Annotated in this window: 8 protein-coding genes; 4 read left to right on the top strand and 4 right to left on the bottom strand. The window is 75.8% G+C overall.

The window, feature by feature from the left end; translation table 11 throughout:
• The 3 genes from PKY62_RS11020 to PKY62_RS11010 form a co-directional block, all read right to left on the bottom strand.
• Positions 1 to 1,036, bottom strand: a 1,036-nt coding sequence (locus PKY62_RS11020) for a sigma-70 factor domain-containing protein (RefSeq protein WP_324536903.1), incomplete at its 3' end; no start/stop codon positions are given.
• Between the two features lie 151 nt (positions 1,037 to 1,187).
• Positions 1,188 to 1,586, bottom strand: a complete 399-nt coding sequence (locus tag PKY62_RS11015; RefSeq protein WP_324536901.1) for a universal stress protein — start codon at positions 1,584 to 1,586, stop codon at positions 1,188 to 1,190.
• A 122-nt stretch (positions 1,587 to 1,708) separates the two neighbouring features.
• Positions 1,709 to 2,815 (bottom strand): DUF4192 domain-containing protein, encoded by a 1,107-nt coding sequence (locus PKY62_RS11010; RefSeq protein WP_324536899.1) that lies wholly within the window; start codon positions 2,813 to 2,815, stop codon positions 1,709 to 1,711.
• Between the two features lie 141 nt (positions 2,816 to 2,956).
• Between PKY62_RS11010 and PKY62_RS11005 the strand changes: the two genes are divergently transcribed.
• Positions 2,957 to 3,541, top strand: a complete 585-nt coding sequence (locus PKY62_RS11005) for a hypothetical protein (RefSeq protein WP_324536897.1) — start codon at positions 2,957 to 2,959, stop codon at positions 3,539 to 3,541.
• 21 nt (positions 3,542 to 3,562) lie between these two features.
• Complete coding sequence (locus PKY62_RS11000; RefSeq protein WP_324536895.1) at positions 3,563 to 4,684, top strand: polyprenyl synthetase family protein; 1,122 nt, start codon at positions 3,563 to 3,565, stop codon at positions 4,682 to 4,684.
• 43 nt (positions 4,685 to 4,727) lie between these two features.
• Here the strand turns inward: PKY62_RS11000 and PKY62_RS10995 are convergent, their stop codons facing one another.
• Positions 4,728 to 5,120 (bottom strand): Rv2175c family DNA-binding protein, encoded by a 393-nt coding sequence (locus tag PKY62_RS10995; protein ID WP_324536893.1) that lies wholly within the window; start codon positions 5,118 to 5,120, stop codon positions 4,728 to 4,730.
• Between the two features lie 143 nt (positions 5,121 to 5,263).
• Between PKY62_RS10995 and PKY62_RS10990 the strand changes: the two genes are divergently transcribed.
• Together PKY62_RS10990 and PKY62_RS10985 are read left to right on the top strand one after the other, a co-directional pair.
• Positions 5,264 to 6,631, top strand: a complete 1,368-nt coding sequence (locus tag PKY62_RS10990) for a LysM peptidoglycan-binding domain-containing protein (protein WP_324536891.1) — start codon at positions 5,264 to 5,266, stop codon at positions 6,629 to 6,631.
• 35 nt (positions 6,632 to 6,666) lie between these two features.
• On the top strand, positions 6,667 to 8,062 hold a 1,396-nt coding region (locus PKY62_RS10985), incomplete at its 3' end, for a protein kinase domain-containing protein (protein ID WP_324536889.1).

Raw genomic sequence — 8,062 nt, 5'->3', positions numbered from 1 at the left:
CACGGATGAGGCCGAGGTTGCCCTCCTGGATGAGGTCGAGGAAGAGCATGCCGCGGCCCGTGTAGCGCTTGGCCAGCGAGACGACGAGGCGCAGGTTGGCCTCGAGCAGGTGGTTCTTGGCCCGGCGGCCGTCCGAGGCGATCCACTCGAGCTCGCGGCGGAACTTGGGGTCCATCGCCTCGGCTGCGGCGAGCTGCTCGTCGGCGAACAGGCCGGCCTCGATGCGCTTCGCGAGCTCGACCTCCTGCTCCGCGTTGAGGAGCGCGACCTTGCCGATCTGCTTGAGGTAGTCCTTGACCGGGTCCGCCGTGGCGCCGGCGGTGACGACCTGCTGGGCGGGGGCGTCGTCGTCGTCCGCGTCGGAGTAGGTGAACCCCGCGTCCTCGGACTCCTCCTCCGCCGGCTTCTTCGCGCCCTCGGTGGTCTCGTCGCCGGTCTCGTCGGCGTCCTCCGCGACGACCTCCTCGACCACGACCTCTTCGACGACGATCTCCTCGACCACGACGTCCTCGAGCTCGACGTCCTCGGCCTCGACCGCCTCGGGGTCCACGTCCGCCGTGGCCGCTGCGGCCTTGGCTGCGCGCGCAGCGGCGGCCTTCGTCACGGGCGCCGTCGTCACGGCTGCCTTCGTGGCCGGTGCCTTCGTGGCCGGCGCCTTCGCGGCGGCGGCCTTCGGCGTCGTGGTCTTCGGCGTCGTGGACTTCGTTGCGGCCGCCGTGGCAGTGGTGGCCTTGGCCGCCGGTGCCTTCGCGGCGGGGGTGGCCGCCTCGGCCGGGGCGTCGGTGGTGCGGGCGGTCGTCGCTGCGCGGCGCGTGGTGGCCGCGGCGACCTTCTGGGCGCTCACGCCGATGCCGAGGCCGTCGAGGGCACGCAGCACCGTGCGCAGGCGGGCCGGGGCGACCTCAGCGAGCTCGCAGGCCGAGCGCAGCGCCGCCGCGTCGACGGTGCCGTGGGTGTGGCCGGAGCGCACGAGGTCCTGCAGCGCCACGTGCTCGAACTCGCGCGGGAGGGCAGAACGGGGGGAAGGGGATGACACAGAGCACCTTTCGGCAGCGCCGGGCTCGCGAACACGATCCAGGAGGGGAGACACCATTGTAGCCGCCGATGACTCGCGCGGCGCGCTCCGCTGGGGCCCCCGAACGGGTGGCCTTGGCGCCCTGGGCCCTCCTGCGTGGCCCCGCCGAGGGTCAGGCGATGGCGGGCTTGACGGCGAGGACGGGGCACGGCGCGTCGAGCAGGATGCGCTGCGCGTTGGAGCCGAGCAGCAGCTTGCCGACGGGGCTGCGGCGCCGCAGCCCGATGACGATGAGCTCCGCAGCACCCTCCTCGGCCGCCCCGATGATGTCCTCCGCGACGTCCCGTCCGCGACTCGTCTGGCGGACCTCGTACCGCAGCCCGGAGCCGTCGAGCCGCTGGGCGACGTCGTCGGCGAGGTTCTGCAGGTCCTGGGGGTCGGTGCCGAAGCGATGACCCCGTTCGCTGAGGATGACCACCAGCCCCACGTCGCGGGTCCTGGCCTCGGCGGTCGCGGTCGCCAGGGCCGCCTCCCCCTCGGCAGTGGCGACGTACCCGACCACGACGCTCATCGTGCCTCCTTGGACGACAACGGCCCTTGGAGGCTGACGCTACCCGATCTGCCGCGCGCACCCGACCCGGGACGCCCGGTGACGGCCCGCCCGGCACGGCGCGGGGCCGGGCGCCTGGGCGGTCACGCGCCACGGGCGCGCAGCCAGCCCGGTGGCATCCCGGCAGCCAGCGTCTGGTCGAGCAGGTCGGCGAGCCGGTAGGCCGGCTCGGCCCGCTGCGCGCGCTCGACGAGCACCGCGGCACGGGCACCGTCCCCCTCCCACCACGCCAGGACGGCCAGCAGCGTCAGCGCCGGTGCCTGGTGGGGCAGCGTGGTGTGGGCGGCGACCTCGTGGAGCAGCGCTCGCGCCGGGGCCGTGCGGGCCGGGTCCGGGGCCGTGCCGAGCGTGGGGTCGATGATGGCGCGCAGGGCGCGGGAGACGTCCGGGCCGCCGTAGCCCGCGACCACGCGATCGGCGAGCCGGTCCGTCCCTGCCACGAAGGCGAGCATGACCGCGTCGCGGACCAGCACGTCGCCGAGCGCAGCCTGCAGCCGGCCCACGCGGTTGGGATCGGCCACGACCGTCCCGGCCTCGACCCGGGCGAGCTCCGCACGCCACAGCGCGAGCGACTCACGACGCCACCGGTGCAGGGCCGTGCTGCCGTCGGCGCGTTCGAGGTGCGCGCGCCATCGCGCTGCGGCGCGCCGGGCCGAGCGCCGGGCGGCGGGATGGGCCGGGTCGAGGCGCACCAGCTGGTCCCGTGACGCCACCACCTGCACGCCCGTGAGCACCATCTGGGCGCCCACCTGGGTGGACTGCAGGTCCGTCAGCGGTCGCCCGCCGGGCGGGCAGCACGCCGCGTCGCCGCAGTCGAGGGCGTAGTAGCCGTGGGGGGTGACCACCCACACGTCGGGCTCGCCGAGGAAGTGCTCGGCCGCGGTCGCGAGGTGCTCACGGGCCACCCTGCCCGGCCCGGGGTCGGCCTGGAGGTCCGCGTCCGTGTAGAGCACGAGGACGGTGGAGCGGGCGCCGTCCTGCACCAGGTGGCCCACGAGGGAGCGGGCCACCTGGGGCCCCCGATCGGGGTCCTGCAGGTCGGCCAGGTCCACGCGGGCCACCAGGCCGATCCGCGAGCGCGTGCGCCGCACGCTGAGCACCACGGCGCTGCTGGTCGGCTCGAAGCCGAGCTGGTACGGGATGAGGGCGAGCAGCTCGCGCGGCTCGCTGGTGCGGATCGTGGTCTCCATGTGGCCATCCGACCCCCCTCCGGGCGTCGGGCGGTGCCAGGACCGGCCGGCCTGTGGACACCGGGGGCCCCGGCTCAGCCTGTGGATTTCACCCGGCGGGCGACGACGCCGGGGCCCACCGGCCGGGGTTACCGTGGACCTATGCCGCATCGGGGCCCCCACCGAGCGCGGCGCCGCCCGTACCGCCTCGGTGCGTTCGCCGCCGCAGGTGCCCTCGCGCTCGCACTCGGCGCAGCCGGTTGTGCCGGCGCCGCGACGCCCACGGCCGATGACGTCGCCCCGCCCTCGTCCGCCGCCGCCGATGCCACCACGACCACCGCGCGCACCGCGACCGAGGAGCAGGGCGCGGCGTCGAGCCTCGTCACGACGGCGCCGGACGAGCACTCCGAGGTCGGCGACGTCGTCGAGGGCTTCCCCGTCGACCTCCTCCCGCTGCCGCCGGACGCTGTCATCCTCGTCACGTCGGCCGTGCCCGTCGGCGAGGCCGGCGTCCAGGAGGTCTCGCTCAACGTCCGCACGCCTGCCACGGCCGTCGCGCTCATGGACCTGTACCGCGCGGCCCTCGTGGGCGCGGGGTTCGTCGAGGTGCCGGTGACGAGCACGAGCCTTGCGGCCGAGTCGACGTTCACGCGGTCCGGCGGGGACGAGCTGGTCTCCATCGGCGTGCTCGACGCCGACGGTGTGCGGACCGTCACCATCGGCGGGCGGGTCCGCACCGCGCCGTGAGTCGCGCCGTAGGGTGAGTCCGTGAGCAGCACCCCGGCCCTGGTGGACGTCGACGACGTGCGCGCGGGCGTGGACCAGCGCCTGGCGGAGCACCTGGAGGCCCTGCGCCGCGAGGTGGCGCCGGTGGACGCGGACTGCGACCGGCTGGTCGACTCCCTCGCCGAGATCCTGTCCGGCGGCAAGCGCCTGCGCGCGGCGTTCTGCTACTGGTCGTGGCGCGCGCACACGCCCGGCACCGACGGCTCGCCGGCCGGCGCCGCGACGCGCGACGCCGTGCTGCGGATGGGTGCGGCGCTCGAGCTGTTCCAGGCGGCCGCCCTGCTGCACGACGACGTCATGGACTCCTCCGACACGCGCCGCGGCCGGCCGGCCGCGCACCGCGCCTACGCGACGCTGCACCGCGAGCGCGGCTGGTCCGGCCCGCCCGACCGCTTCGGGGAGTCGGCCGCGATCCTGCTCGGCGACCTCGCCCTCATCGCCTCGGAGCGCGAGGCGGCCGACGCCCTCGAGCAGGTCGACCGCGCCGTCCGGCGCCGCACGCGGGGCGTGTTCGACCTCATGCGCACCGAGGTGACCGCCGGCCAGTACCTCGACGTGCTGGCGCAGTCGGTGCCGTGGGGCGAGGACCCCGTGGCCGACGAGGCCCGCGCCCGCGCCGTCATCCGCGCCAAGAGCGCGCGGTACAGCGTCGAGCACCCCGTCACGCTCGGTGCGGCGCTGGCCGGGGCCGACGACGACGCCCTGGCGGCGTGCCGCGCGATCGGGCTGCCCCTGGGCGAGGCCTTCCAGCTGCGCGACGACCTGCTCGGCGTGTTCGGCGACCCACGCGCCACCGGGAAGCCGGCCGGGGACGACCTGCGCGAGGGCAAGCGCACGGTGCTCGTGGTGCGGGCACTGCACCACGGCGCGCCGGCGGACTCCGCGATGGTGCGCGACGCCCTCGGGCGTCAGGACCTCGACGACGACGCGGTCGCCGAGATCCGCGGTGCGCTGGTGCGCAGCGGGGCCGTCCGCCAGGTCGAGGCGCTCATCGGCGAGCTGGCCGGACCTGCGATGGCGCGGCTGGCGGCGGCGGACCTGGCCGAGCCGGGCCGGTCGATGCTGGGCCGGCTCGCGGCCGCCGCCGTCGACCGGCACGCCTGATCGCGGGCGCGAGCCCGATCGGGGACGTGCGCGGGAGCGGGGGCTAGAAGGCCAGCGCCATCGCGCGGCGGCGGATCTCCGTCTTGTGCCCTGCGGCGAGCGCCTCCATGGGGGTGCGCGGCGGGGTGCCCGTGCCGAGGCCGGCCAGGGACGCGTCGTGCGTGAAGAGCCAGGCGATGGACTCCTCGTCGGCGAACCCGGAGTCGGCGAGCACCGACAGCGTGCCCGGCAGCGCGGGGACGACCTGCCACCCGCCACCCGCCGCCGGCATGAGGAACCCCGCCGGGACGGACCACACGCGGGGCTCGCCGCGGCGCACGGCGATGAGCGTCTTCTCCTGCACCAGCCGGCGGACACGCCCGACGTCGGTGCCGAGGCGCTCGGCGACATCGGGAAGGGGCAGCCACTCGTCCACCAGGACGTCCAGTTCGCTCACCCGCCCAGGGTAGAGGTTCACCCGTTCACCTCGCCCCACCTGACGCCCTGCCCTTCCTCCGGCGTGGCGAGCAGGGTAGGTTGCACTTCTGTCACTTCAGTAACACTGGCACCTTCAGTACCACCAGCCTCAAGGATGGCCTGATGACCCCCGCTGCTCAGCGAGCTCCGATGACCACCGCCCGACGTCGCGCGACGGGCGGGACGGGCGTCGGGCTCGTCCTCGCCGTCGCCTCCGTCGCGGGCAGCGCGACGCCGGCCGCGGCCTCCGACTACACCGTGGAGCCCGGGGACACCGTGAGCCACATCGCGCTGCGCAGCTCGACCACCGTGGCCCGGATCGTGGCGGCCAACGGCCTCGACGCGCGCGCCAGCATCCGCGTGGGCCAGCGGCTGGTCATCCCGACGACGGCGGCCGCGGCACCCGCGGCCGTCGTGGTGGCGGCGCCCGCTGCCACGGGCAGCCACACGGTGGTCTCCGGCGACACCGTCTCGGGCCTCGCCACGCGCTACGGCACCACCACCGCCGCGATCGTCACCGCCAACAACCTGGGCGCGCGGGCCCTCATCCGCATCGGCCAGACCCTCACCATCCCCGGCGCGACGGCGACCCCGGCCGCGCCCGCCGCCGCGCCGGCCCCGGCCGCCGCCACCACGACGGGCACCCACACGGTGGTCTCGGGCGACACCGTCTCGGCGATCGCCACGCGCTACGGCACCACGACGGCCGCGATCGTGACCGCCAACGGCCTCGGCGCCCGCGCGCTCATCCGGATCGGCCAGACCCTCACCGTCCCCGGCGCGACGGCGGCCCCGGCAGCCCCCGCCGCCGCGGCGCCCGCTGCGACCACGACGGCGGCGACGCACACGGTGGTCTCCGGCGACACCGTCTCGGCGATCGCCGGCCGCTACGGCACGACCACCGCCGCGATCGTCGCCGCCAACGGCCTGGGCGCGAGCGCGGTCATCCGGATCGGCCAGCGCCTGACCATCCCGGGCTCGACCGCCGGCGCCGTGACCTCCGGCCTCGTCGGCTCCACGTTCGCCGGGCGCTCCTACCCGGCGGCGACCGTCGCCTCGGCCAACCAGAACAAGGCCACGCTGCTGTCCGTCGGTGTGCCGACCAAGGCCCAGATGCAGGCGCTGGTGGTCGAGACCGCCCGGGCGATGGGCGTCGACCCCGCGCTGGCGCAGGCGATCGCCTACCAGGAGTCGGGCTTCAACCACGCGTCGGTGTCCCCCGCCAACGCGATCGGCACCATGCAGGTGATCCCCAGCACGGGCGAGTGGGCCTCGCAGCTGGTGGGTCGCCCGCTCAACCTCCTCGACCCGCGCGACAACGTCACGGCCGGCGTCGCCGTGCTCCGCGCGCTGCTCTCCTCGGCCGGGGACACCCCCACCGCGATCGCCGGGTACTACCAGGGCCTGGCGGGCGTGCGGAAGCACGGCATGTACGCGGACACGCGCCGGTACGTCGCCAGCGTCCAGACCCTCATGTCGCGCTTCTCCTGACGGGTCAGCGGCGCCCGCGAACGTAGACTGCCGCCGTGGCGTCCACCCTCATCGACCCGCTCATCGGTCACCTCATCGACGGGCGTTACGAGGTGCTGTCCCGGATCGCCCGCGGCGGCATGGCCACCGTCTACCTCGCGCGCGACCGGCGGCTGGACCGCGAGGTCGCGATCAAGGTGATGCACCCGCACCTCGCGGAGGGCACCAGCGGGGCCGAGTTCATCGCCCGCTTCCGCCGCGAGGCACGCGCCGCGGCCAAGCTCACCCACCCGGGCCTCGTGGGCGTCCTCGACCAGGGCGTCGACGGCGAGACCAGCTACCTCACGATGGAGTACATCGAGGGCACCAACCTGCGCCGGCACCTGGGCGAGCGCGGCTCGCTGAGCGTCGCCCAGGCGCTGTCCACGACCGAGGCGATCCTCGACGCGCTGGCCGCGGCCCACCGCGCGGACCTGGTGCACCGCGACATCAAGCCGGAGAACGTGCTGCTGGCGACCGACGGTCGCATCAAGGTCGCCGACTTCGGCCTGGCGCGCGCCATCACGGAGGTCACCTCGACCACCACCGGCACCATCCTCGGCACCGTCGCCTACCTCGCGCCCGAGCTCGTGGCGCACGGCGTGAGCGACACCCGCACGGACGTCTACTCGGTGGGCATCGTGCTCTACGAGATGCTCACCGGCCGCCAGCCCTACACGGGCACCACGCCCATCCAGGTCGCCTACCAGCACGTGCACTCCACGGTGCCGGCGCCATCGGACGCGGTGACGTGGCTCCCGCCCGAGATCGACGAGCTCGTCGGCGCCCTGGCGGCACGCGAGCCGGCCGACCGTCCCGTGGACGCCGCCGCAGCCCTGACCCTGGTGCGCCGCACGACGGCGGCCCTGGACCCCGGCACCCTGGAGCGCCGCGCCGACGTCGCCCCGACGATCGTGCTGCCCCTGGCCACCGACGGCACCATGACCTCCGACCCGGGCACGGCCGTCGGGCCGGACGCCGGCGCCGAGCCCACCGACGCCACCGACGCCGCCGAGCCCGACGGGTCGGACGACGCCGGCGCCGGCAGCGACCACCCCGTCGACCCGGACGCCACCGAGGCCCTGCACGTGCCCTGGCGCCAGCGCGCGGGCGGCCCACCCCCGCCGCCGCACGACGACGACTCCCCCGGCATGGGCGGAACGATGGCGCTGCGGATCGGCTCGGGCCTGGACACCGACCCGCCGGGCACGATCCCGCCGGCGCCACCGGAGGACCGGGCCGCCTGGCACCGCCGCACCGCGTGGCGCCGCATCGTCGCGGTCCTCGTCGCCGTCGCGGTGCTGTCCGGGATCGCCTGGTGGTTCCAGACCTCCGGCCCGGGGGCCTACACCACGGTCCCCCAGGGCATCGTCGGCGCGGAGCTCGCCGTCGCCCAGCAGGCCCTCGCGGCGG

Source organism: Actinotalea sp., from assembly GCF_035443605.1.
GTDB lineage: Bacteria > Actinomycetota > Actinomycetes > Actinomycetales > Cellulomonadaceae > Actinotalea.
Note: the sequence above shows the minus strand (reverse complement) of the source record. Positions and strands in the feature narration are given on the sequence as shown.